The 25922-nt window shown below is 38.1% G+C and carries 17 protein-coding genes and 1 CRISPR repeat array; of the genes, 8 read left to right on the top strand and 9 right to left on the bottom strand.

Annotated elements, in window-relative coordinates; all coding sequences use genetic code 11:
- The first annotated feature begins 877 nt into the window (after positions 1 to 877).
- From J3U27_RS08570 to J3U27_RS08560, 3 genes are all read left to right on the top strand, one after another.
- Positions 878 to 2239: a hypothetical protein gene (locus tag J3U27_RS08570; RefSeq protein ID WP_267377259.1), complete on the top strand. Its 1362-nt coding sequence runs from the start codon at positions 878 to 880 to the stop codon at positions 2237 to 2239.
- A 791-nt stretch (positions 2240 to 3030) separates the two neighbouring features.
- The gene (locus J3U27_RS08565) at positions 3031 to 4344 is read left to right on the top strand and encodes a hypothetical protein (RefSeq protein WP_267377258.1); all 1314 of its coding nucleotides are present in this window, start codon (positions 3031 to 3033) and stop codon (positions 4342 to 4344) included.
- A gap of 859 nt (positions 4345 to 5203) precedes the next feature.
- Positions 5204 to 6529, top strand: a complete 1326-nt coding sequence (locus J3U27_RS08560; protein WP_267377257.1) for a hypothetical protein — start codon at positions 5204 to 5206, stop codon at positions 6527 to 6529.
- Between the two features lie 238 nt (positions 6530 to 6767).
- Here J3U27_RS08560 and J3U27_RS08555 read toward each other — a convergent pair whose 3' ends face one another.
- Positions 6768 to 7292 carry a methylated-DNA--[protein]-cysteine S-methyltransferase gene (locus J3U27_RS08555; protein ID WP_267377256.1) on the bottom strand — a complete coding sequence of 175 codons (525 nt, stop codon included), beginning with the start codon at positions 7290 to 7292 and terminating at the stop codon, positions 6768 to 6770.
- Positions 7293 to 7441: 149 nt separating this feature from the next.
- Here J3U27_RS08555 and J3U27_RS08550 point away from each other — a divergent pair, with 149 nt between their 5' ends.
- Positions 7442 to 8722 (top strand): MFS transporter, encoded by a 1281-nt coding sequence (locus J3U27_RS08550; protein ID WP_267377255.1) that lies wholly within the window; start codon positions 7442 to 7444, stop codon positions 8720 to 8722.
- Between the two features lie 39 nt (positions 8723 to 8761).
- Here J3U27_RS08550 and J3U27_RS08545 read toward each other — a convergent pair whose 3' ends face one another.
- The 8 genes from J3U27_RS08545 to J3U27_RS08510 form a co-directional block, all read right to left on the bottom strand.
- A complete protein-coding gene (locus tag J3U27_RS08545) occupies positions 8762 to 9526 on the bottom strand; it encodes a histidine phosphatase family protein (protein WP_065562679.1) in 765 nt (254 codons plus the stop codon).
- Between the two features lie 14 nt (positions 9527 to 9540).
- Positions 9541 to 10881: an OprD family outer membrane porin gene (locus J3U27_RS08540; RefSeq protein WP_065562678.1), complete on the bottom strand. Its 1341-nt coding sequence runs from the start codon at positions 10879 to 10881 to the stop codon at positions 9541 to 9543.
- A 137-nt stretch (positions 10882 to 11018) separates the two neighbouring features.
- A complete protein-coding gene (locus tag J3U27_RS08535) occupies positions 11019 to 11849 on the bottom strand; it encodes a histidine phosphatase family protein (protein ID WP_267330702.1) in 831 nt (276 codons plus the stop codon).
- Between the two features lie 66 nt (positions 11850 to 11915).
- Positions 11916 to 13307 (bottom strand): glycoside hydrolase family 1 protein, encoded by a 1392-nt coding sequence (locus J3U27_RS08530; RefSeq protein WP_267377254.1) that lies wholly within the window; start codon positions 13305 to 13307, stop codon positions 11916 to 11918.
- Positions 13308 to 13310: 3 nt separating this feature from the next.
- Complete coding sequence (locus J3U27_RS08525; RefSeq protein ID WP_267330704.1) at positions 13311 to 15179, bottom strand: beta-glucoside-specific PTS transporter subunit IIABC; 1869 nt, start codon at positions 15177 to 15179, stop codon at positions 13311 to 13313.
- 185 nt (positions 15180 to 15364) lie between these two features.
- Positions 15365 to 16204, bottom strand: a complete 840-nt coding sequence (licT, locus tag J3U27_RS08520) for a BglG family transcription antiterminator LicT (RefSeq protein WP_267337851.1) — start codon at positions 16202 to 16204, stop codon at positions 15365 to 15367.
- Positions 16205 to 16376: 172 nt separating this feature from the next.
- Entirely contained in the window at positions 16377 to 18245 is a 1869-nt protein-coding gene (htpG, locus tag J3U27_RS08515) for a molecular chaperone HtpG (RefSeq protein WP_065562674.1), read from the bottom strand.
- 216 nt (positions 18246 to 18461) lie between these two features.
- Positions 18462 to 19835, bottom strand: coding sequence for a sodium-dependent transporter (locus J3U27_RS08510; protein ID WP_218058410.1), 1374 nt, complete (start codon positions 19833 to 19835; stop codon positions 18462 to 18464).
- Positions 19836 to 20159: 324 nt separating this feature from the next.
- Here J3U27_RS08510 and ubiG point away from each other — a divergent pair, with 324 nt between their 5' ends.
- The 4 genes from ubiG to J3U27_RS08490 all read left to right on the top strand — a co-directional run bounded on the left by ubiG (position 20160) and on the right by J3U27_RS08490 (position 25843).
- Positions 20160 to 20864 carry a bifunctional 2-polyprenyl-6-hydroxyphenol methylase/3-demethylubiquinol 3-O-methyltransferase UbiG gene (ubiG, locus tag J3U27_RS08505; protein ID WP_267377253.1) on the top strand — a complete coding sequence of 235 codons (705 nt, stop codon included), beginning with the start codon at positions 20160 to 20162 and terminating at the stop codon, positions 20862 to 20864.
- A gap of 122 nt (positions 20865 to 20986) precedes the next feature.
- Positions 20987 to 22450 carry an IMP dehydrogenase gene (gene guaB, locus J3U27_RS08500; RefSeq protein WP_065733929.1) on the top strand — a complete coding sequence of 488 codons (1464 nt, stop codon included), beginning with the start codon at positions 20987 to 20989 and terminating at the stop codon, positions 22448 to 22450.
- 246 nt (positions 22451 to 22696) lie between these two features.
- Positions 22697 to 23144: direct repeats of the CRISPR family, unit length 28 nt; unit sequence GGTTTATGCCGTGTAGGCAGTTTAGAAA.
- A 678-nt stretch (positions 23145 to 23822) separates the two neighbouring features.
- A complete protein-coding gene (locus J3U27_RS08495; protein WP_267377251.1) occupies positions 23823 to 25148 on the top strand; it encodes a hypothetical protein in 1326 nt (441 codons plus the stop codon).
- A 194-nt stretch (positions 25149 to 25342) separates the two neighbouring features.
- Positions 25343 to 25843, top strand: a complete 501-nt coding sequence (locus J3U27_RS08490) for a hypothetical protein (protein ID WP_267377250.1) — start codon at positions 25343 to 25345, stop codon at positions 25841 to 25843.
- Positions 25844 to 25922: the final 79 nt, after the last annotated feature.

The raw sequence follows: 25922 nt of genomic DNA, 5'->3' as shown, positions 1-25922 counted from the left end.
ATAAAATAATTAAAAATCATAATGTTGAAAATATATTAAAAAAAAGGGTTTTTAAAACTCCAAATGCCCTTTGCCTTTTTGCAAACAACGATTATAGTATGTCTTGTTCTAGGTTTATGCCGTGTAGGCAGTTTAGAAATAAACCGCTTAACTGCGGTTTTTTTGTACCTAGGTTTATGCCGTGTAGGCAGTTTAGAAACATCATTTCTAGTGTATTTTTTGACAATAGATGGTTTATGCCGTGTAGGCAGTTAATAAAATATAATTTTCGAATCAATCAACACTAGTCAGTTTATTCAGTGCAGATAATATCCCGTCTCTTAAAAAGTTGAGGAGCGGGGTTTTTGGAGTTTTAAATTTCACTTAAAAATTATTAAATGATCAAAATCACTAAATTTCTAATCCAAAGCCCTAAAATAAAATTTTTGAGGATCAATTGCTCTAATTTTAAAGATTTGTAATTACAATATCTATAATTAAAACATCAATTAACTAATTATAATTTAGATCCTTTTTAGATCTTATTTACAAAAGTTAACGTAAATGAGCGAAAAAAAGTGTTGCATCGTGTTTTTCCAATCACTATACTTTTTACACGGTTTTAGCTAATAGGCTAAAATTTGACAGAAAAGTATAAAATTGTAAATTAATCAAAAAATTACTTGACAGGATAGTCTAAAATGCAATATAATTTTCAACAGCCAACAGCCAACAGCCAACCTGCCAAACCTATCTTTTAAATTCGTCTAAGTTCACTACCCAGCTTAAATTTTTTTCTGAATCTTATTTTTCTACTCAATCAAGTGAAATTCTGCGAATTTTCACGCGATCCTTTATTCGATCCTTTCCCAAATTATCCTGGCAGATTGTTTTTTTCGTGGCTTTTTTTCTTCCTTTTTCGAGTCACGCATTGACATCACAGACAACTAGGAATGCGATACAGGGTAGTGCACCGTATTTGACTTTCGATGGTGGTCGTACACGTGCGGTTGATGCTAACGGTCTGCTTGGGATTACTCTATCTGACGGAACCAGGTACACGCCTTCAACAAATTTTTCATATATAACGCTGCCAGTTGCTGGTCAGAGTTTTGCTGATATTGATATGTTGGTTCCTACTGATACTAATTCAGTCGATTTAAGTACTCTTATCGGCCCTCCTTATAATTATTGGGGAGATGATGATGGTGATTCTGGTGTTACCGCTACAGGTACGTTAAGTTTATCTATCTTCGATAACAGCGGTCAATCTGTTTCACGTAGTACCGAGCCAGAGATTTGTAAGGCACCTTATAGGGTTACGTTATCCAGTACTGACGGTACATTATCTACTCGTTACGGTTTTCCTAATCGTAGTACTTTCAGTGCCCGTAGAGTGACTTATTACGTAAAACCTAAGGGTGGACTAGCTGTTTGTTTTGCTAGACCAAATATACATCACTCTTATCCTGATGGCCAACCAGGTCCGTCTTGGATGTGGAGCACTGCTAATGGTTTTTTCACTCAGTCAACTGCCTCATCCTCTTACGGTTTAAACTTTCCTACTACTGGCGCTAATGGACTTTACTTTGATTTACTCATTACTGGTAGTAGTCAACCTTTATCTTGGCCCTCTGTTTCTCAGGGAGGGATCACTGCTACTATGTCTAATTCTACTGCTACACGCGTACGCGTTACTTTAACTGGTCCTTACGCTACCACATCCCAGCATAATTCAGCTAATCCTGGTCGTATTTCCAAACCTACATTGCCTCAGACATTCGAGTTGGTCGGTCGTGATGGTCAAGGTAATCCTGTAGTTAAATATGGTTTTACTTTGAAGCAGTGGTTCGTCAACCGTGGTCTTAACAAATATACTTATTCGAATGCTTTATCTTGGTGTAATAGTTTGGGTTATCATATGCCCGAAATAAAGGATTTAACCAATGCATCTTGTCGTGGTCATAATTCAGGGTCTTGGTGTAGTGGTTTAGTCGGCGCCTCTCCTCCCTCATCTGGTAATCATCACCAGCGTCATATTGGTGCTGGATTCTTCTCGGAGTGGGGTGTTATGAGCTATTACTCTGCTGGCTTTGGCGACGGTTACCGTGATGGCACCATAAGGAGCTACTTCGCTTTGTTTGGTACTTTTTTGGCTACTGTAGACTCAAATTACGGTGCTATGCTTGGCGAGGGTAGGCTAGACGACAGTGTGCAAACCAACAGGTATCCCGAATTCGTGCTTTGCATCTATCCTTAGTTCTTATTTCTTCGTCCTTAATCTTTAGACCGGGGGGGATAAAAAATAGTATTAAGCAATTAAAAGTAAGCTAAGAATCAACGTCGTTTAGCCATAAAAAAAAGCGATTTTGTGGCTTAGCGATGCTTCAATTACCCGCCTCGGCGGGTTTATTTTTTAGGTATTTTGTCTCAAAAAAAGTTGAGGAACGGGGTTTTTGGGGTTTTAAATGTCACTTAAAAAATTATTAAAATATCAAAATCACTAAATTTCTAATTCAAAGCCCTAAAATAAAATTTTCAAGGATCAATCGCTCTAATTTTAAAGATTTGTAATTGAAATATATTTAATTAAAACAGTGATTAAATAATTGTAATTTAGATCCTTTTTAGATCCTATTTACAAAAGTTAACGTAATTGAGTGAAAAAAAGTGTTGCATCGTGTTTTTCCAATCACTATACTTTTTGCACGGTTTTAGCTAATAGGCTGAAATTTGACAGAAAAAGAATAAAATTGTAAATTAATCAAAAAATTACTTGACAGGGTAGTCTAAAATGCATTATAATTTTCAACAGGCAACAGGCAACAGGCAACCTGGCCAACCTATCTTTTAAATTCGCCTAAGTCCAGCACCCAGTTTAAATTTTTCACTAAAACTTATTTTTCCACGCAATCAAGTGAAATTCTGCGAATTTTCGCGCGATCGCTTCCGCGATCCTTTTCTCGCTCTTTTTTCCGATCGTTTTCCGGATCCTGTTTCAGATCCGGTTTTCGATCTTTTTCCCAATTATCCCGGCAGATTGTTTTTTCCGTGGTCTTTTTCCTTCCTTTTTCTGGTCACGCATTGACATCACAGACAACTAGGAATGCGATACAGGGTAGTGCACCTTATCTGACTTTCGACGGTGGTCGTACACGTGCAGTTGATGCTAACGGTCTGCTTGGGATTACGCTATCTAACGGAGCTAATTACACGCCTTCTAACAATTCATCATCTACAACCCCAATCACCTTGCCCGTTGAGGGTCAGAGTTTTGCTGATATTCGTATGTTCGTTCCTACTGATACTAATTCAGTCGCTTTGAGTTCACTTATCGGTCCTCCTAATAATTATTGGGGTGATGATGATGGAGATTCTGGCGTTACTGCTACAGGTTCTTTAAGTTTATCTATCGTCGATAAAAACAATCAATCTGTATCACGTAATTCCGTGCTAACAATTTGTAACGCACCTTATAGGATTAAGTTATCTAGTACTGACGGTACATTATCAACTCGTTACGGATTTCCTAATCGTAGTACTTTCAGTGCCCGTAGTGAGACTTATTACGTCAATCCTAAGGCTGCGCCGGTGGTTTGTTTTGCTAGGCCTAACTTAAGGTTTGGTAAGCTTAATGAGGATGGTATTTCTCTCGATTTCCGCGGTCCATCTTCGATGTGGGACCCGGATAATGGTTTTATCCCTCAGTCAACTGGCCCATCCTCTTACGGTAGAAACTTTCCTACAACTGGCGCTAATGGATTGTACTTTGATTTACTCATTAGTGGTGTTAGTCAGCCATTGTCTTGGTCTCCAGTTTCTCGGAGTGGTATCATAGCTACAATGTCTAATTCTACTGCTACAAGCGTACGTGTTACTTTAACTGGTCCTTACGCTACCGAATCCCAGCATAATTCAAACAATCCTAGTCCTATTTCTAAACCTACTTTGCCTCAGACCTTCGAGTTGGTCGGTCGTGATAGTAATGGTACTCCTGTCGTTAAATATGGTTTTACTTTGAAGCAGTGGTTCGTCAACCGAGGTTCTAAGCAGGACTATTATCCTAATACCTTATCTTGGTGTAATAGTCTTGGTTATCGAGTACCTAAGATAAAGGATTTAACCAACGCAAATTATGATAATTTAGGCGCTACCCCTTCCTCGCCGGGTGTTCATTATATGCGTCATATAGGTTCTGGTTTTTTCACTGAGTGGGGTAGTATGGATGATTATTCAGGCGTTGGCTTCGTCAGCAGTTGGTACTGGACTAGTGACCCGTCTGGTAGTAACCAGTTTATCGTGGACACACTCGACGGTGACGTGAATTCGGGCTCCTACTACTACGGCCTTTGCTCCCATCCTTAGTTTTTATTTCTTCGTCCTTAATCCTTAGGGCGGGGGTGGGGGTGATAAAAAATAGTATTAGGTGATTAAAAGTAAGCTACGAGTCAACGTCGTTTAGCCATAAAAAGCGATTTTGTGGCTAGGCGACGTTTGAATTACCCGCCTAGGTGGGTTTATTTTTGAGGTGTTTTATCGCAAAAAAAGTTGAGGAGCGGGGTTTTTGGGGTTCAAAATTTTGTTTTGAAATATTGTCTCAAATAAATAATTGCGCTCTAACTGTGTCGCTTTTTAGTAGCTGTATTTTTCCATTAAAAAAAAGTTGAGGAGCGGGGTTTTTGAAGTTCTAAATTTCACTTAAAAATTATTAAATGATCCAAATCACTAAATTTCTAATCCAAAGCCTTAAAATAAAATTTTTAAGGATCAATCGCTATAATTTAAAAGATTTGTAATTGCAATATCTTTAATTAAAACATAAGTTAATCAAATACCGGTTAGATCCTTTTTAGATCCTATTTACAAAAGTTAACGTAAATGAGTGAAAAAAAGTGTTGCATCGTGTTTTTCCAATCACTATACTTTTTACACGGTTTTAGCTACAAGGCTAAAATTTGATAAAAAAGCATAAAATTGTAAATAAATCAAAAAATTACTTGACAGGGTAGTCTAAAATGCATTATAATTTTCAACAGGCAACAGGCAACAGGCAACCTGGCCAACCTATCTTTTAGATTCGTCTAAGTTCAACTCCCAACTTAAATTTTTCACTAAAACTTATTTTTCCACGCAATCAAGTGAAATTCTGCGAATTTTCGCGCGATCGCTTCCGCGATCCTGTTTTCGATCCTTTTCCCAATTATCCCGGCAGATTGTTTTTTCCATGGCTCTTTTCCTTCCTTTTTCGGGTCACGCATTGACATCACAGACAACTAGGAATGCGATACAGGGTAGTGCACCGTATCTGACTTTCGACGGTGGTCGTACACGTGCTGTCGATGCTAACGGTCTGCTTGGGATTACTCTATCTGACGGAACTAGGTATACACCTTCAACCAATACTTCATCTTCTTCAGCTCCAATCGTCTTGCCCGTTGAGGGTCAGAGTTTTGCTGATATAGGTATGTTCGTCCCAACTAATACAAATTCAGTCGCTTTGAGTACACTTATCGGTCCTCCTAATAATTATTGGGGAGATGATGATGGAGATTCTGGCGTTAGTGCTACAGGTTCTTTAAGTTTATCTATCGTCGATAAAAACAATCAGTCAGTATCACGTAATTCAGTGCTAACAGTTTGTAATGCACCTTATAAAGTTAAGTTATCTAGTACTGACGGTACATTATCTACTCGTTATGGTTTTCCTAATCGTAGTACTTTCAGTGCTAGTAATGTGACTTATTACATCAATCCTAAGGCTGCGCCGGTGGTTTGTTTTGCTCGACCTAATTTGAATTACGGTTCAGGTGAATATGCTGGCCCATCTTCAATGTGGGACCCTGCTAAGGGTTTTCTCACTCAGTCAACAGACCCGTCACTTTACGGTAGAAACTTTCCTACAACTGGTCTTAATGGCTTGTACTTTGATTTACTCATTAGTGGTGTAAGTCAGCCATTGTCTTGGTCTCCTGTTTCTCATGGAGGTATCACTGCTACTATGTCTAATCCTACTGCTACAAGCGTACACGTTACTTTAACTGGTCCTTACGCTACCCCATCCCAGCATAGTTCATCCACTCCTGGTCCTCTTCCCACTATCTCTTTGCCTCAGACATTCGAGTTGGTCGGTCGTGATAGTAATGGTACTCCTGTCGTTAAATATGGTTTTACTTTGAAACAGTGGTTCGTCAACCGTGGTACTAACTATTACACTAATCCTAATACATTATCTTGGTGTAGTCGTATTGGTTATCGAATGCCTCGCGTAAAGGATTTAACCAACGCATCTTGTCCTAACAACGATTCTGTCTGTCGTGGTTCAGTCACCGCCACCCCTTACGCACCCCATAATGGTTACATGCGTCATATAGGTTCAGGTTTTTTCACGGAGTGGGGCAAAATGGAAGGTTACTCAGGCGTTGGCTTCATCGACTTTTATTACTGGACTAGTGACTCGTTTAGTTACCAGTTTATCGTGGGCACAAACGGCGGTAGCGTGAGTTGGGGCTACACCTCCGGCTACTACTACGGACTTTGCTCCTATCCTTAGTTTTTATTCCTTCGTCCTTAATCCTTAGGGCGGGGGTGGGGGTGATAAAAAATAGTATTGAGTCATTAAAAGTAAGCTGACTCAAGGAGTCAACGACGTTTAGCCATAAAAAAAGCGATTTTGTGGCTTAGCGACGTTTGAATTACCCGCCTCGGCGGGTTTATTTTTTAGGTATTTTATCTCAAAAAAAGTTGAGGAACGGGGTTTTTGGATTTTTTTGGCTAAAAAATATTTATCTTTAAATAGCGGTTCCTTTTTTGGGGACAAAAAAATCTTTTATATCGACTTGTTCATGTTCTAGCAACCACACCTTTTTATCAATTCCGCCTGCATAACCTGTTAAGTTGCCATTTGTGCCTACTACGCGGTGGCAAGGGATAATGATGGAAAGGGGGTTGTGGCCGACGGCACCGCCGACTGCTTGGCTGGACATGTTGGCGCTGATTTGTTTAGCAATATCACCATAGGTAATCACCTTACCATAAGGGATTTGTACCAATATATCCCATACTTTATGCCTAAATTCGCTACCTTGTGGTGCTAGAGCCAGTTTTGTGATAGCCGGTTTTTTGCCGGCAAAGTAGTCATCCAACCATTTTTTGGTTTGATTAAATATGGCTAAATTTGGCGCCTCTTCTTTTTGGGCGCTTAGCATTTGGCCAAAATATTTTTGTCCTTCAATCCAAACACCCACTAATTTATTGTGCTGACTTGCTAGGGTGATTTGCCCCAGTGGTGATGAATAATGACTGGTGTGATACATATAAAATCCTTTTTGACCGATTATATTATTATAGCAAGTTCTTATATTGAAAATAGAGATATTACTTTTTTTATTTATAATGGTAAACGGGTTGTTAATAACTATAATATTTGCACTTATTTAAAAATAAAATAATTTTGGAATGAATGATGAATACTAAACCAGCCAATTCAATGTCGAACGTAGCGTTAGCTAGTTTTATCGGCACTGCAATTGAATTTTATGATTTTTATATTTACGCCACTGCTGCTGCGCTAGTGATTGGGCCGGTATTTTTTCCTGATAGTTCGCCATCGGCTCAAGCGTTGCAATCATTTGCAACGTTCGGTATAGCTTTTGTTGCAAGGCCTATTGGGGCGATTTTGTTTGGTCATTTTGGTGATCGCATTGGTCGAAAGTCCACCCTAGTTGTATCGCTTATTTTGATGGGCGTGGCTACGGCGTTAATTGGTTTGTTACCTGGGTATAGTGTGATTGGCTTTTGGGCGCCATTTTTGTTGTGTATTTTACGATTAGCACAAGGCTTAGGTCTTGGTGGTGAGTGGGGTGGTGCAGCATTATTGGCGACGGAAAACGCGCCAAAAAATAAACGCGCTCTGTTTGGGATGTTTCCTCAGTTAGGCCCTTCGATTGGGTTTTTATTATCTAATGGGGTATTTTTATGTGTTACGCTTTCGCTGAGTAATGAGCAGTTTTTAGATTGGGGTTGGCGTATTCCTTTTGTTCTTAGTGCGGTTCTTGTGGTTATTGGTTTGTATGTTCGATTAAAATTAGTTGAAAGCCCCATTTTCACTCAAGCTTTAGCCAATAAAAAACAAGTTAAAATGCCAGTAATGAATATGTTTGTTCACCATTGGAAAGCGTTGACGTTAGGCTCATTTTCGATGGTAGGTTGTTATACGCTTTTTTATATAACCACAGCCTTTTTATTGCAATATGGCACTAAATACTTGGGCATTGAAAAAGGTCATTTTTTAGGATTTTTGTGTGTAGCGATTGTATTTATGGCGATCGCTACCCCGATTTCTGCCCGACTTAGCGATAAATACGGACGTAAGCCGGTCTTAATTGTTGGCTTAATGCTTGTTGCGCTATCTGGTCTGTTGATGACTCAATTTATGGCTAGTGGTAGTGAATTATTGGTGATGACCTATTTATGCTTATCACTATTTTTGATGGGGATTATTTTTGCGCCTATGGGGGCATTTTTACCCGAGATTTTTCCGACTAATATTCGTTATACCGGGTCGTCAGCAGCGTATAGTATTGGTGGGATTTTAGGGGCATCAATTGCGCCAATTATTGCTAATTATTTAGTGGCACATGGTAGTTTGATGTGGGTAGGCTATTATGTGGCGGTGGCGTCAATCATTAGTATCATCGCAACATGGTTGATTAAAGAGACATTAAATAGTGATTTTTCAAAGTAAAAAGTTAAAAGGCTCACTTCGGTGAGCCTTTTTTATCGATTATTTTACTGCTTTGCCTTTTTCGACATAGCTCATGTCACCTAATGATTCAACAATGAATTTGCCATCATCAGTGTAACGAATTTTAGTGACGCTCGCGTTACCTAGTCCACTTGTGATTGGTTTATCTAACATTTCTTCAACCATAGCCATAATTGCCATGCCGTGAGAAACAACAAGAACATTACCGCCACCTTGTTCTTGGGCTGATTTTGCAATTGCTCTTAATGATGCTTGCATACGTGTTTTAACGGCATTGTAGTCTTCTGCTTCGCCTGATTTTTCAACGGCTTTGATCGCATCCATCATTTTTTTAAGGGTGACTTTACCTTTAGCTAAATCAGCCATTAATGCTTTGTCAGACTCATAACCTAGGTGCTGTGCTGCGGGGTTCCACATGTTGGGATCAAGATCACCTTCAAAATCACCAAAACAGGTTTCTCGTAATCCTTCCATTTCGTTGATGCTTAATTTTGTATCACCTTTAGATTCAAGAACAATGCGCGCAGTTTGTCTTGCTCGGCCTGAATCGCTTGAATAGACCGAAATAAAGTCGATACCTTTTAAGCCACGACCAAGTTGCTGTGCCACTTCAATTCCCGGTTTTGTTAGTGGCGTGTCAGACCATCCTTGAGCACGATGGACGTTGTTGAACATGGTTTTACCATGACGGGTAAAATAGATATTCACTTCGGCAGCAAATGATTGTGCAATTGATGCGGTAAGGATAGCGGTTAATCCAATAAGTTTAATGAGTTTTTTCATAGTTTCGTCCTTTTCTATAATAAGTTGAATCGATAATCAATAACGGTTTCGGCTGACAGTGTTGGTGAACGTTGAGCTTTGCCGTCTCTTAATTTTGGCGTAATGTCTTTACTGCTTAAGGTTTTATAAGACCAACCATAACCAAATTTTGACAAAATAGATAGATTTTTAAATGTACCACTTGTTGGTTTAAAGATGTTAAACACGTTGATTTCGCCATTTTTTAAGGTCTCATGTTTGTAGTTAAATTCACCGTAGTTGAGATATAAACCTGTGGTATTGTCTTTAAAGAAGTCGTAAGTCAATATGCTTGAAAATACCAGTTCGCCATCACGCATATAGTCGGCTGCAGCTGCTGCCATACCGTTAAAACGTCCACGATTGTTTTTACCAATATGACGACCATAGTAACCGATAGCACCTTTGCGGTTAGCGTCAGTATAGGCGATACCGAATTTAGCACTCCAGTCGGCTTCTTTCCATTCAATGTCAGTTGCGTAATGCCATGCTGAATCATCAAAATCACGGACATTAGCTTTCATTTTGTCATGGTTTTTAAGTGCGGTACTACCGTAAATTTGTGAACCAAGAATAAGTTTATCCATCGGTTTATAAGAGAACTCGATAGCATGACGTTTGATGTAGTCTTTAGCAACGCCATAGGAGTAATCAAGTTTTACTATTTTGTCATTATACGCGATACCGGCCGTTTTGATATTATCAATGACGTGTTTTCTATCTAAGCTATAAAAATGCACTTTTTTCGATGATTCACGCGGGAAGGCGCTGTCGATGTAAGCAAGTTGTAGCGCTAAGTTTGAGTATTTTAATACGCCACTGTATCCCAAATAACTATAACGAGTTAAATGTTGTGATGAACTCATTACCCCCGTATCTTTTAAGCTATGCCATCCGACTTTACCATTAAAGTTGATATTTTTATCACCGAGTTTGACTTTGGCATAACGTTGAGTAAATTTGTTAAAACCATGCGCATTGTGTTTGTTTGGTTTTTTGCCTGAGTTATAGAGTAAGTTACGAGTTGCAAAGTAGTCACTAGCACCAAGTTTTATAACGTTATCATAGGTGAAATCAAAACCTAGGGTATCGAATAAATAACCTGATTTATAATTGAGCGTAAATGCTTGCCCCCATGCACTATGGACTTCTTTAGGTTGGGATGCGTTTTCTTTTAAATACTTCCAATGGTTACGTGTTGAAAATTCAAATTTAGTATCTTTGAAAAAGGCATTATTCAAAAAGCCATTTTCACTATTGATTGAATTTGAATCAGCGGCAATAGCTGAAAAACACATGATGTTAAGTAATGCTAAGGAGACGTACTTTATTTTCATTATTATTTCCTATTTTTATAAATTTTTTTTCCAAAAAAAAACCTAAACACAACCCAAGCTATCAAGCTTGAGTCATATTTAGGTTTTGCCTGCAAAAGCAGTAACAATCCTATTCGACTAAATTTTACTAATTGTTTCTAATTTTGACGATTTTCACCGATATTTAATGATGATTTACCCTCATTAACATAGTCCATACTGCCAATTTCAACGACCTTATATTTACCATTTTGGTAAACAATTTTGACGACAGTTGCATTCGCAAATGGTCTGTTTTTAACAGGATTATCAGTTAAGTCATAAATCATTGCTTGAATCGACATGCCTGATGAGATCACCAATATATTTTTTTGATGCTTAGCCAGTGCGGTCTCTACAATAGTGTGGAGTGCGTTTTGAGTGCGCTCTTTAACTTGGGTAAAGTTTTCCGCTTCATGCTTAGGATCACTTTTGGCAATCGCTTCGGTTAACGTTGTTACTGGGATTTGCCCTTGTACATAACTTTTATAAAAGGCATCAACCGACTTGTAACCCAGTGATTTCATAGCTGCGGATACCATTTTTCCATTAGTACCGCCTTCAAATCCGCCGTAAAAAACTTCGCGTAGGCCTTTTAACTCTTGTATTTTGTAATGTTTTACCCCTTTTTGAGCTAACAACACTTGCATGGTTTCGCGTTGACGACCTGAATCGCTGGTGTAATAAGCATCAAATCTGATGTATTTCTTTTTAAAGCCTTCACCTAAATAACGCGCCGTTTCTATTCCTTTGTCGGTTAAGGGTGAATCGGCCCAGCCTTGTACTAGGTCATAGGTATTGAATAACGTTTTACCATGCCTTGCAAAATAGATGGTAACCACATCATCACGATTAGCATTAAACCTACTGCTTGGTTGATTACTACATCCAGTCGAGAGTGCGGTCAACAACAGTAAACTGGTGGTGATTTTAATTATTTTATTTATCATCTTTATCCTCGTAATCTGCTCAGTACATTTGCAGGTAATGCCGAGCAGACATTACCTGCATGATCATTATTTTAAAGTTGCACCTTTGGATGAAATCACAGACTGATACCAATAAAAGCTTTTCTTTTTATAGCGTTTTAATGAGCCTGAGCCATCTTGGTTTAGATCAACATAGATAAAACCATAACGTTTGGTGACTTCTGCTTTTGATGCACTAATGAGGTCAATTGGTCCCCAACTGGTGTATCCCATTACTTCAACACCGTCGTTAATAGCTTCGCGAATTTGCACTAAGTGATCGTTCATATAGTTAATACGATAATCATCATTAACCGTGCCATCTGCTTCAAGTTTGTCTTTGGCGCCTAAACCATTTTCAACAATAAACAGTGGTTTTTGAAAACGCTCATAAAGTAGGTTTAATAAGTAACGAATACCAACCGGATCAATCTGCCAGCCCCATTCAGATGCTTTAAGGTGAGGATTTGGGACCATATCAAGAATATTACCTTTTTGACGGAGTGAATCGTCCGCTGTGCCACAACAACTCATATAGTAACTAAATGAGATAAAGTCGATGGTTTCTTTTAAATCTTCACGATCTTGATCGGTAATGGTTAGCTCAATATTGTTCTCTTTAAAGTAACGATTCATATAAGTTGGGTAGTAACCACGAGCCTGAACATCCCCAAAGAATAACCAGCCATGATTTTCTACATGTGTCGCCCATACATCTTCTGGTTTTGGCGTAAGCGGGTAGGCGATAGCGCCAAGTAGCATATTACCGATTTTGGCATCAGGAATGATTTGATGACACAATTTTACCGCACGACCACTGGCAACTAATTGATGATGAATCGCTTGATAGATTTCGGCTTTAGTACTGTTACGATCTAAGCCAACGCCAGTAAAAGGTTCGTGGAGTGACATATTGATTTCATTGAAAGTTAACCAATATTTCACTTTATTTTTATAGCGTTCAAATACTGTTTTGGCATAACGAGTAAAAAATTCGATGACTTTACGATTTCCCCATCCACCATATTGTGTGACAAGGTAGTAGGGCATTTCATAATGCGATAAGGTGACAAGTGGCGTAATGTTGTGTTTTAACATTTCGTCAAATAGTTTGTCATAAAACGCCAGGCCTTTTTCATTTGGTTGCTCTTCATCACCATTTGGAAAGATTCGGGTCCAAGCGATAGATGTTCTTAAACAGGTGAATCCCATCTCAGCAAACAGGGCAACATCTTCTGGATAGCGATGATAAAAGTCGATTGCCCGATCTTTAATACTGGTAATCTCGACTTTATTGCGATCGACAATATCACCAAATAGACCATTAGGCGTGCAGTCAGATGTTGATAGCCCTTTGCCATCTTCACGATATGCACCTTCAACTTGATTGGCAGCAATAGCGCCACCCCATAAAAAATCACTAGGAAATGTATTTGCCATGTTTTACTCCTTTTTTGCACTTAACGCTAATAGCGCGTCACCTTGTTGAACGTCATCTTGTTTGAATATGCACTGCACATCGATATAGTCATCACTATTGGTAATAATAATTGGTGTGGTGACTTCAAAGCCGGCTTGTTTAATCGCTTCGATATCAAAGCTAACAAGTCTATCACCTTTTTTCACCTTTTGGCCGGCTTCAACATGCGCTTCAAAATGTTGCCCATCTAATTTAACCGTATCGATACCAATGTGAATAAGGATTTCCGCCCCTGATTGAGTTTGAAATCCGATAGCGTGTTTAGTTCTAAATAGCGAAACAACTTCACCATCTTCAGGCGCGACAGTTTCGCCAATGGTTGGAATAATTGCGGCACCTTTACCCATCAATCCGCTGGCAAAAGTTGGGTCATTGACTTGATTTAAATCAATAAGTTTGCCGGTCATTGGACTTGAGATAGTATCGATCTGCGTTTGACTGTTTATTGGCGATTGTTCTGCATTATCCGCTTTTTTATCTTTAGGAATACCAAATAGATAAGTTACCACCAATGCAATTATAAATGAGACTATCGAACCGATTATGGCAGCAAAGAATTTATCATCCAAACCATCGCTTGGAATCATTTGTAAAAATGCAAAGATACTGGTGAAGCTAAATGAGAAGATAACCGATTTGAAATAACCAATAATCGCACCGCCAACCATGGCTGAGAGACAACCGATCACAAATGGGCGTTTTAATGGTAAGTTAACGCCATAAATTGCTGGTTCTGTTACCCCAAATACACCTGAGAGTGCTGACGAACTTGCCAACGCTTTAACTTGCGGATCTTTACTGCGCATCATCACCGCCAATACCGCACCGACTTGGGCAAATACCGCTGGGAATAAGATTGGCAACATAAAGTCTTGTTGATATACGGTAATATTATTTATCGCAAAGGGTACCAAGCCCCAATGGATACCAAACACAACCATTATTTGCCAAAGTCCTGCTAAAATCATACTGGCAATAACAGAATTAAGTTCATAAACATAAATAATGCCACTAGCAACAATGTTACATAAAAATGCAACGACTGGACCAATAAGCGCAAACGTTAATGGCACAGTAATGATAATACCGAGTAGGGGCGAAATGAATTTTTTAAATGAGTCATGCATGATTTTGTTGAAGTTACGTTCAAGCAATGAATAAAACCATGCCGCTAAAATTACCGGGAAGACTGAAGATTTATAGGGAATTAATTTAATAGGGATATTGAAAAATTCAGTTTGTAATTCAATTGCTTTTCCTAGCATCTCGGTGATATCCGGATAGACTAACGCGCCACCGATCGCCATTCCAACATAAGGATTACCACCAAATTTTTTAACCGCTGAAAAACCTAAAATGATCGGTAAATAATAAAATGGCGCATCAGCAATAGCGTTTAAAAAAGTAAATGTTGGCGTTTTTTCCTGAACAATGTCACATACTTGTAATAGAGACACAATCCCTTTTAAAATACCGCCGGCAACCAGTACCACTAAAACTGGAATAAAAATACTTGATACTAAATCAATCAGTCGTGACACAATCCCTTTTTTCGGTCCCGCTTCTTGAGGAGCAGGGGTGTTATTAAGGCTAGTGATATCCATAATTGCATTAAATACGTCAGCAACATTATTGCCTATAACGACTTGGAATTGTCCACCACTTTGAACGACAGTAATGACGCCAGTTTGTTTTTTAATTATTTCGGCATCTGCTTTTGATTCATCTTTCAATACAAAGCGAAGTCTGGTAGCACAGTGTACTAGACTGACGATGTTTTCCTGACCACCTACGTTCTCAATAATTGATTCAGCAAGTTGTTTATTTTTCATAGCTTATCCTTATTTAAGCGCAAAAAAAAACCTAAACCCCAATAAACACGGGATTTAGGTTTTGCTTGCATCGATAAAATTAACCAATGCAATAACAATCCAAAAAAAGATTCCTTATTAAATTAACATAAAATAAATTAGCTTGTTGACAATTCATTCGTTAATTTGTGATGTATATCACATAATTATTTTTTTAATTCCGACCTCAATCGTTCAATATGAATAGTGAGATATAAACTTTCATCATCAGATAGCGGATGTTGATATTGTTGGATTAAATGGAGATCTATCTGTTTAGTGCAAAGATAGGCTTGTTCATATTTTTCACGGATAATCTCATACAACGAGGTATCTTGCTGTGCGGATTTACCTTTACTCAAAATGCGGTGCGCAAAAAACTTTAAATGGGTAACAAATCGTTGATAAGAAAGGCTGTTTTCGTCATATTCGAACCGAAAATGATATTTTACGATATTTAAAATTTCACGCATGATTTTGGTCATATTAACAATATTGGGCATGGTATCGTTAAGCTCAGCATTGACAATATGAAACGTAATAAATCCTGCTTCATCTTCATGAAGCTCAACACCCAACCGTTTTTTAATGACATCTAAAGCGTACACACCGATTTCATACTCTTTAGGGTAGAATTTTTTTATCTCCCAGATAAAGTTATTTGGAATATCAAATCCTTGCTTATGCCGTTCAATGGCAAAATAGATATGGTCAGTTAATGAAATATAGATACTATCTTGTAATTTACTGCCTAAAAATTGTTTGGCATGATTGATAATAATATCGGATGTGGTGTGAACTTCGATTGGAATTTCAGAAAGCAGTTCAGCAAATTTGGGTAATATTTCTTGGTTATTTAAAGAAAACTGTTTTTCGATAAGTTTCGGGTCGATCTCATCACCTTCCCGTTTTTTAAATCCTACTCCTCGACCCGTAACAATCAATTCATTCCCTTTGGAATCCAAAGTCACTACAACATTATTATTTAATATTTTATGAACTTTCATCTGACTCTGTCTAAATTTTAAGATTAATTTATTATCTATCGCAAAACGAAAATGGAAAGGAGGAATATAAAAAAGTGTGACTGACTTCATAATTTTGAGAAAAATAAATTGATTTTTCTCAAAAAAATAAACCCGATAGGCGAGCCATATCGGGTTTGGGTGAATAAATTAATTATTGTGCAAGTAGTTTATTCATTGTTTGAATAAATTTGCTTGGATCATTTAATGATCCTTTTTCAGCTAGTAACGCTTGATCTAATAGCAATTCAATCCAATCACTAAATGCGGTTTCGTCTTGCGTATCAGCAACACGTTTAACCAATTGATGATCAGGATTGATCTCAAAAGTATATTTTATCTCTGGTGCTTTTTGTCCTGCTGCTGCAAAGAGTTTTGCCATTTGAGTAGACATCTCGTCGGCAGCGGTAGTGACAATTGCTGGCGTATCAGTTAAACGATGTGTTAATTTAACTTCTTTAACTTTATCGCCTAATACTTTTTTAACACGTTCGATAAATGGCTCAAGTTCTTTTTCGACTTGTTTTTGCTCATCACTATTTTGATCAGCTAACTTCTCGATTGACTCGTCAGATTTACTGATTGATTGGAACTGTTTACCATCAAATTCAGTTAAATTGCTCATCATCCACTCGTCAATACGATCAGATAATAATAAGACTTCAATGCCTTTTTTGCGGAATAGCTCAAGGTGAGGGCTATTTTTCGCTGCGCCATAACTATCAGCAGTGATGTAATAGATCTTCTCTTGGCCTTCTTGCATACGGCTGATGTAATCGTCTAATGATACAGTTTGCGCCTCGCTATCACTTTGTGTTGTTGTAAAGCGTAATAATTTCATAATCGCTTCACGGTTAGCATAGTCTTCACCAGTACCTTCTTTTAAGACTAAACCAAATTCACTCCAAAATTGTTGATATTGTTCTTTATCATCTTTGGCAAGTTTATCTAGCATTTGTAAAACACGTTTAGTACAAGCATTACGAAGATTTTGTGTCACTTTATTATCTTGTAATATTTCGCGTGATACATTTAATGGCAAATCATTTGAATCAATTAAGCCTTTTACAAAACGTAAATAATTAGGCATAAATTGCTCAGCATCATCCATAATAAACACACGTTGTACATAGAGTTTTAAACCGTGTTTATTGTCACGATTCCACATATCCCAAGGTGCTTTAGATGGAATATAGAGCAAACTTGTATACTCTTGTTTACCTTCAACACGGTTGTGGCTCCAGCTTAGTGGATCGGCAAAATCATGTGAAATATGTTTATAAAATTCTTTATACTCTTCATCACTCACTTCTGATTTGCTTCGTGTCCAAAGTGCTTGGGCTTTGTTGACTTTTTCCCACTTAACTTCATTTTCTTCAGTAGTTTGGACTTCAACTGGTAATGAGATGTGATCTGAATATTTGCTAATAATTGAACGTAGACGCCAATCATCTAAAAACTCTTTTTCATCTTCTTTTAAATGTAAAATAATTTCAGTACCGCGACTCTCTTTTTCTGTATCAGAAATCGTGTATTCACCTTCACCAGCTGATTCCCACATCACTGCTTCATCGGCTTTAGCTGTTGCAGCGCGGGTTTTTACTGTCACTTTATCGGCAACAATAAAGGCAGAATAAAATCCAACACCAAATTGACCAATTAATTGGCTGTCTTTCGCTTGATCACTACCAATGGATTCTAAAAAAGCTTTGGTACCTGATTTGGCAATCGTACCTAAGTTTTCAATGACTTCATCACGAGTCATCCCAATACCATTATCTGCAATGGTTAATGTGCCAGCTTCTTTATTTGTTGAAATGCGAACACCAAGCTCAGCATCACCCGCATATAAATCTGCATTTTCAAGTGCTTTAAAACGGAGCTTGTCGGCTGCGTCAGATGCATTTGAAATAAGTTCTCTTAAAAAAATCTCTTTGTTTGAATACAAAGAGTGAATCATTAAATGCAGAATTTGTTTAACTTCGGATTGAAATCCACGCGTTTCTGTTCCTTGCTTACTCATTGACTAATACCTCAACTATTTTTAGCAATTAAAAGTGATCGATACATTTTAATTGATTAACTTTGACATAATGTTTTGATTAATTGTTGTATTGCTATATGGGAATTAAAAAAAGAATTTCAAGAGGAGAGGTTATGATAAACCGTTGATTGGTGATTTTTTAATTGATTAAAAAAAAGCCCTGATAATGTATCAGGGCTATTGATGATAATTTAATTATCGAGTTTCTGGTAAAAAGCCACAAACTAAAATAAGAACAACGGCAACCGGAATAATTACGCGAGTTAAAATCGTCCAAACGCCAAACCAGAAGCTATTTAAGTTAAGCTCTTTACGAATGACTTTTTGGTTCATCATCCAAGCACCAAAGATAACAGTACCTAATCCTGTCACAGGTAACATAATCTTACTTGTGAGGTAATCAAGCAGATCGAAAATATTTTTATCAAATAGTTTCAGGTCTGCCCATTCATTGAATGATAAAATACAAGCGATACCTAATGCCCAAATTAATACACTACTAACCACTGTTGCGGTTTTACGACCCATGTGCGTTTTTTCTTCTAATAACTCTACCGTAGGCTCAAGTAATGATATTGATGAGGTTAACGCAGCAAAAGTTAGGAAGATAAAGAATAAACAACCTAAAATTGAACCTGCTGCCATATTACCAAAAGCAATAGGTAACGTTACAAAGATCAGACCAGGACCAGAACCTGCTTCTAAACCATTAGCAAATACTAATGGGAAGATCGCCATACCTGACAACATCGCAACGATAACATCTAAGATAACAACGGTGCGAGCAGTAGAGATTAAGTTCACATCTTTACCAAGATATGAACCGTAAGCCATCATAATCCCCATACCTAATGATAAGCTGAAGAATGCATGACCTAAAGCCGCTAAAATGGCAGTACCATTTAATGCCGACCAGTTTGGTGTGAATAAAAAGTCAAACGCTTGACCAAATGATGATCCACTAACGATGGCTGCATAAGCAACTAAAACCAATAATAAAATACCAAGGCCAGGCATCATTACCTTACAAGCACGCTCTAAACCAGCGCCAACGCCCATCGCAACAATAATGGTATTGGCTGCCATAAACACCGTATGCCAAATCAACAAGCTAGAGGTATTACCAAGAAAACCTTTGAAGATTTGCGCCGTTACGGCACCATTCGCACCATTAAATGTACCATTGATAGCTAAAAAGATATAATCGGTAGCCCAACCGCCAATTACACTATAAAACGAGAGAATTAAAAATGAGCCAAGTACGCCGATAATACCAACCCAGCGCCACAATTTTGAGCGACCTTCTGAAACAGCAACATCTTCCATGGTATGAATTGGATTTTTTTGCCCGCGACGGCCAATTAACCACTCTAAAACTAGAATAGGCAGACCAATAACAAACATAAATAGTAAATAGGTAAGCACGAATGCTGAACCACCCATTTCTCCAGCCATGTATGGAAATTTCCAAATGTTACCTAAACCCACAGCAGAACCCGCAGCTGCAAGCATGAATCCCATGCGAGAGCTCCACTGTGAATGACTTTTCTTCATAGTACCTGTACTCATGAATATATTTTCCCTTGAGTTTTTGATTAAATATTTAATTTCTAGCATCAGCCTAGGCTGAACTATTTTTTTATTAGATAAATTAAGCGCTAAATCATGCCATGAATTAAGCCCATAGACAAGAAAACATTACCATTTATAGTTATAGCCAATGAAAAAATTAAACCTATATCGCTAAGTAAAACAGAGTTTTTAAGTGGTTTAGTATAGAAATTATGAGTAATAAAAAAAGTTGAGGAGCGGGGTTTTTAAAACGGTTTGATATTGCTAATCATCAACTCATCGCATATATTACATCAATTCCCCTTTTTGATAAGAATACCCATGACACAAAACATCGATTTAAACGAGATAGATAAGTTTGCCAAGTTAGCTGCACAATGGTGGGATCCAAATGGCCAATGCAAACCATTGCATATCATCAATCCATTGCGAGTTGATTACATTAAATCAAACGATTTGAATCAAAAAAATGTATTAGATGTTGGTTGTGGTGGGGGAATATTGTCTGAAAGTTTAGCCAAGTTAGGTGCAAATGTAACCGCTATCGATCTGGCTGATGAATCATTAGCGGTAGCAAAATTACATGCCGAGCAAAATGGTCTTTCTATCAACTACCAAAAACAAACCGTTGAAGAGCACGCCACACAGTATCCATCACACTATGATGTGATAACTTGTATGGAGATGTTAGAGCATGTGCCTGACCCATTTTCTATTATTGATGCCTGCGCAAAACTGCTCAAACCGAACGGAAAACTCTACTTATCGACCATCAACCGTAACCATAAAGCAAAACTTATGTTGATTTATGGCGCTGAATATATAGCGCGCTTAGTGCCAAAAGGGACTCATGATTTTAATCGTTTTATCCGTCCTTCTGAATTAATGACTTGGGTTGAACAAGCGCAGTTAACGGTTAAAGATATTATTGGAATGGAATATCACTTACTCAGCAATCAATTCCGATTAGGTCGTAATGTTGATGTAAATTATATTTTGATGGCTCAAAAAGACGAGCTCAATTAAAAGTGGGCGATTGATTATCGCCTAAAAATAAATATCAAATTCTACTAGTCTTTTATATCGAATGTGAGTAGAATACATCGGCAATATTTTATCAACAATCCAACTCAATGGTGAATATTGTCATGTCTCGTATAGTTAAAGAAGCCCTCACGTTCGATGATGTTTTATTAGTTCCAGCCCATTCAACTGTTTTACCTAATACTGCTGATATTACAACTCAACTGACGCAAACCATCAAATTAAATATTCCAATGCTATCTGCTGCCATGGATACGGTAACCGAAGCCGAACTGGCTATTGCCCTTGCTCAAGAAGGAGGCATTGGTTTTATCCATAAAAATATGCCAATTGAAGTTCAAGCTGAGCATGTAAAGCGTGTTAAAAAACATGAAAGCGGAATTGTTCAAGATCCCGTAACAGTACTACCAACAGCAACTATTCAACAAGTAATCGATCTTGCTAAAGAATATGGTTTTGCAGGGTTTCCGGTTGTGACAGAATCACAAGAGTTAGTCGGTATTATCACTGCTCGTGATGTTCGATTTGCAACTGACTTATCACTATCTGTAACTGCGGTAATGACACCTAAAGAGCGCTTAGTCACCGTTAAAGAGGGCGAATCTCGAGAAAGTGTACTGCAAAAAATGCATGAACATCGTGTTGAAAAGGTTTTAGTGGTTGATGATAGATTCCACTTAAAAGGCATGATAACCGTTAAAGATTACAATAAAGCAGAACAAAAACCTAATGCATGTAAAGACGAAAAAGGTCGCTTACGTGTCGGCGCAGCAGTGGGTGCGGGTGCGGGTAACGAAGAGCGTATTGCTGCTTTGGTTGAAGCCGGCGTTGATGTTTTACTTATCGACTCATCACATGGCCATTCAGAAGGGGTACTTGAACGCATTCGCCAAGCAAGACAAGCCTATCCAAATTTACAAATTATAGGTGGCAACGTTGCTACGGGTGAAGGCGCAAAAGCGCTAATTGATGCAGGCGTGAGTGCGGTAAAAGTGGGTATTGGACCGGGTTCAATTTGTACCACGCGTATCGTCACTGGGGTAGGGGTACCGCAAATTAGTGCCATTATGGACGCTGTTGAAGTGGCTAAACAACACAATATTCCAGTTATTGCTGATGGTGGCATTCGTTTTTCAGGTGATATTGCCAAAGCTATTGCCGCTGGCGCATCTTGCGTTATGGTTGGTTCAATGTTTGCCGGAACCGAAGAAGCACCAGGCGAAATCGAACTATTCCAAGGTCGTGCTTATAAATCTTATCGCGGTATGGGTTCGCTCGGTGCGATGGCAAAAGGATCATCGGATCGCTACTTCCAATCAGATAATGCTGCCGATAAGCTAGTACCAGAAGGTATTGAAGGCCGAATTGCTTACAAAGGTTTATTAAAAGAGATCATCCACCAACAAATGGGTGGCTTACGCTCATGTATGGGGCTAACTGGTTGTGGAACTATCGATGAGTTACGCACAAAATCGAAGTTCTACCGCATTACTGGCGCAGGTATGAAAGAGAGTCATGTTCATGACGTCCTAATCACTAAAGAGCCACCTAATTATCGAGCGGGTTAATCAATAAATATCAATAAAAAAGGATTCAGTGTAATCCTTTTTTTATGAGTAAAATTTGCTTTCTAAAAAAGTTGAGGAGCGGGGTTTTCTAAGCCTCAAAAAATATTATTTTTATAACCCTTTTTTTAATCAAAAAATAAAATAATTAAAAATCATTATTTTAAAAAGATAATAAAAAAAGGGTTTTTAAAACGCCAAATGCCCTTTGCCTTTTTGCAAACAACGATTATAGTATGTCTTGTTCTAGGTTTATGCCGTGTAGGCAGTTTAGAAAACTTTGCCTTTGCCTGATGATAATGTTCCTCCGGTTTATGCCGTGTAGGCAGTTTAGAAAAGCATTGCAGATGTCGCCCAAAATTTTCAGCAGGTTTATGCCGTGTAGGCAGTTTAGAAATTGCGCCAGGACCTTTTAAATGCATCGCAGACGGTTTATGCCGTGTAGGCAGTTTAGAAAGTTACTAACATAAAACAATAGAAAATTATTGGGGTTTATGCCGTGTAGGCAGTTTAGAAAATAGTCGTGTTCCTATTAAAATTTAAATTTGAGGTTTATGCCGTGTAGGCAGTTTAGAAAATTTATCTCATAATTCTGTTATTATTTATCATGGTTTATGCCGTGTAGGCAGTTTAGAAAGTGATAATGCGAGAAACTACTCATGAATATATGGTTTATGCCGTGTAGGCAGTTAATAAAATATAATTTTCGAATCAATCAACATCAGTCAGTTTATTCAGTGCAGATAATATCCCGTTTCTTAAAAAGTTGAGGAGTGGGGTTTTTGAAGTTTTAAATTTCACTTAAAAATTATTAAATGATCCAAATCACTAAATTTCTAATTTAAAGCCCTAAAATAAAATTTCTGAGGATCAATCGCTCTAATTTTAAAGATTTGTAACTGTGATATATTCAATTAAAACAATAGTTAAATAATTATAATTTAGATCCTTTTTAGATCCTATTTACAAAAGTTAACGTAAATGAGTGAAAAAAAGTGTTGCATCGTGTTTTTCCAATCACTATACTTTTTACACGGTTTTAGCTAATAGGCTAAAATTTGACATAAAAGCATAAAATTGTAAATTAATCAAAAAATTACTTGACAGGATAGTCTAAAATGCAATATAATTTTCAACAGCCAACAGCCAACAGCCAACCTGCCAAACCTATCTTTTAAATTCGTCTAAGTCCAGCTACCAGCTTAAATTTTTCACTGAAACTTATTTTTCCACGCAATCAAGTGAAATTCTGCGAATTTTCGTGCGATCGCTTTCGCGATCCTCTTCTCGATCTTTTTTCCGATCGTTTTTCGGATCCTGTTTCAGATCAGGTTTTCGATCCTTTTCCCAATTATCCCGGCAGGTTGTTTTTTTTGTGGCATTTTTTCTTGCTTTTTCGTGTCACGCATTGACATCAAAGACAACTAGGAATGCGATACAAGGTAGTGCACCTTATCTGACTTTCGACGGTGGTCGTACTCGTGCAGTTGATGCTAACGGTCTGCTTGGGATTACGCTATCTAACGGAGCTAATTACACGCCTTCTACCAATCCTTCATCTTCTTCAAGACCTATCACCTTGCCGGTTGCGGGTCAGAGTTTTGCTGATATTCGTATGTTCGTTCCTACTAATACTAATTCAGTCGCTTTGAGTTCTCTTATCGGTCCTCCTAATAATTATTGGGGTGATGATGATGGAGATTCTGGCGTTACTGCTACAGGTTCTTTAAGTTTATCTATCGTCGATAAAAACAATAAATCTGTATCACGTAATTCCGTGTTAACGACTTGTAATTCACCTTATAAGGTTACGTTATCCAGTTCTGACGGTACATTATCTACACGTTATGGTTTTCCTAATCGTAGTACTTTCAATGCCAGTAATGTGACTTATTACGTCAATCCTAAGGCTGGGCCGGTGGTTTGTTTCGCCAAACCAAGTACGTATCACTTTAATTCTGGCCAAAATGGTCCAGCTTCAATGTGGGACCGTGCTAAGGGTTTTCTCACTCAGTCAACAGCCCCGTCATCTTACGGTCAAAACTTTCCTACTACAGGTCTTAATGGATTGTACTTTGATTTACTCATTAGTGGTAGTAGTCAGCCATTGTCTTGGTTTCCTGTTTCTCAGGGTGGTATCACCGTCACAATGTCTAATCCTACTGCTACAAGCGTTCGTGTTACTTTAACAGGTCCTTACGCTACCGAATCCCAGCATAATTCTAGAAATCCTGGTCCTATTTCTAAACCTACTTTGCCTCAGACCTTCGAGTTGGTCGGTCGTGATAGTAATGGTGCTCCAGTCGTCAAATATGGTTTTACTTTGAAGCAGTGGTTCGTCAACCGTGGTAATGTGTCTGATAACAATTATTCTCCTGTCTTATCTTGGTGTAATAGTATTGGTTATCGAATGCCTCGCGTAAAGGATTTAACTAATGCATCTCGTGATTGGAATTATAATCCTATATCCATCGGCGCCACCCCTTCCTCACCTGGTAGGTTTTACATGCGTCATATAGGTTCTGGTTTTTTCACTGAGTGGGGTAATCTGTATGATTATTCAGGCGTTGGCTTCGACGTCAATTGGTACTGGACTAGTGACCCGAATGGTAGTTCCCAGTTTATCGTGAGCACATACGACGGTTACGTGTATTGGAACTACACCAACAACGCCTACTACGGACTTTGCACCCATCCTTAGTTTTTATTTCTTCGTCCTTAATCCTTAGGGCGGGGGTTGGAGTGATAAAAAATAGTATTAGGTGATTAAAAGTAAGCTGACTCAAGGAGTCAACGTCGTTTAGCCATAAAAAAAGCGATTTTGCGGCTAAGCGGCAAAAATGCTGGGCACCGAGGTGGTGGTTAAAAATATTGATATTAAAGGAGTAATATAAAATGAATATTGAAGACAAAATAGCGTTAAGTAAAAGTCCGGTTCAGTTTATTGCCGAAGGTAATTTTTTAAAGCTTTATAATCAATCATTATATGTGGTTGAGCAATTATTGGGTTTTAGCTTAAAGGTAACGGCAAAGTATATAAAAAAAATTGATGAAATTATTATTTGCGGTGGATTTCCTACCAGTTCTATCACTAAACGCTACCCTAATGCCAGCCCTAATTTAACGGGTTATGAGTTATTGGGTGATTATGATTTAAGTGGCTATGAGCTATGGTATCAAAAGCATTGCCAAATACCGAAGCAAAAAACACCACAATCCCTTCTCACAACATCCCAAGAGGTAAAAGAACAGTTAAACGAATTTCGCGATATGAACAAACCGTTAACGGTTCAGCATCTATTATTTTTACAATCATGGCAGGCAAATAAATATCCTGCTATGGTAGATAGTGCGTTTATACAGGCGTTGAAGAATTATTTTAGTGAATTGCATTAATAGCAGAGCACACTGTGCCTGATGGCGCTATCGGATTTATTAAATCCGCTGATAGAAAAAAGGCTATAAATAAGGTCAG

Source organism: Gilliamella sp. B2911 (assembly GCF_026536965.1).
Classification (GTDB): Bacteria; Pseudomonadota; Gammaproteobacteria; order Enterobacterales; family Orbaceae; genus Gilliamella; species Gilliamella apicola_E.
This window is presented reverse-complemented; position numbering and strand designations above follow the sequence as displayed.

What these genes read in the sequence shown, in the direction of transcription:
- J3U27_RS08535 (WP_267330702.1), bottom strand. Translation starts at nt 11,849, where the DNA reads ATGATAAATAAAATAATTAAAATCACCACCAGTTTACTGTTGTTGACC.
- licT (WP_267337851.1), bottom strand. Translation starts at nt 16,204, where the DNA reads ATGAAAGTTCATAAAATATTAAATAATAATGTTGTAGTGACTTTGGAT.
- J3U27_RS08525 (WP_267330704.1), bottom strand. Translation starts at nt 15,179, where the DNA reads ATGAAAAATAAACAACTTGCTGAATCAATTATTGAGAACGTAGGTGGT.
- htpG (WP_065562674.1), bottom strand. Translation starts at nt 18,245, where the DNA reads ATGAGTAAGCAAGGAACAGAAACGCGTGGATTTCAATCCGAAGTTAAA.
- J3U27_RS08545 (WP_065562679.1), bottom strand. Translation starts at nt 9,526, where the DNA reads ATGAAAAAACTCATTAAACTTATTGGATTAACCGCTATCCTTACCGCA.
- J3U27_RS08490 (WP_267377250.1), top strand. Translation starts at nt 25,343, where the DNA reads ATGAATATTGAAGACAAAATAGCGTTAAGTAAAAGTCCGGTTCAGTTT.
- guaB (WP_065733929.1), top strand. Translation starts at nt 20,987, where the DNA reads ATGTCTCGTATAGTTAAAGAAGCCCTCACGTTCGATGATGTTTTATTA.
- J3U27_RS08510 (WP_218058410.1), bottom strand. Translation starts at nt 19,835, where the DNA reads ATGAGTACAGGTACTATGAAGAAAAGTCATTCACAGTGGAGCTCTCGC.
- J3U27_RS08555 (WP_267377256.1), bottom strand. Translation starts at nt 7,292, where the DNA reads ATGTATCACACCAGTCATTATTCATCACCACTGGGGCAAATCACCCTA.
- J3U27_RS08540 (WP_065562678.1), bottom strand. Translation starts at nt 10,881, where the DNA reads ATGAAAATAAAGTACGTCTCCTTAGCATTACTTAACATCATGTGTTTT.
- J3U27_RS08530 (WP_267377254.1), bottom strand. Translation starts at nt 13,307, where the DNA reads ATGGCAAATACATTTCCTAGTGATTTTTTATGGGGTGGCGCTATTGCT.
- J3U27_RS08550 (WP_267377255.1), top strand. Translation starts at nt 7,442, where the DNA reads ATGAATACTAAACCAGCCAATTCAATGTCGAACGTAGCGTTAGCTAGT.
- ubiG (WP_267377253.1), top strand. Translation starts at nt 20,160, where the DNA reads ATGACACAAAACATCGATTTAAACGAGATAGATAAGTTTGCCAAGTTA.
- J3U27_RS08560 (WP_267377257.1), top strand. Translation starts at nt 5,204, where the DNA reads ATGGCTCTTTTCCTTCCTTTTTCGGGTCACGCATTGACATCACAGACA.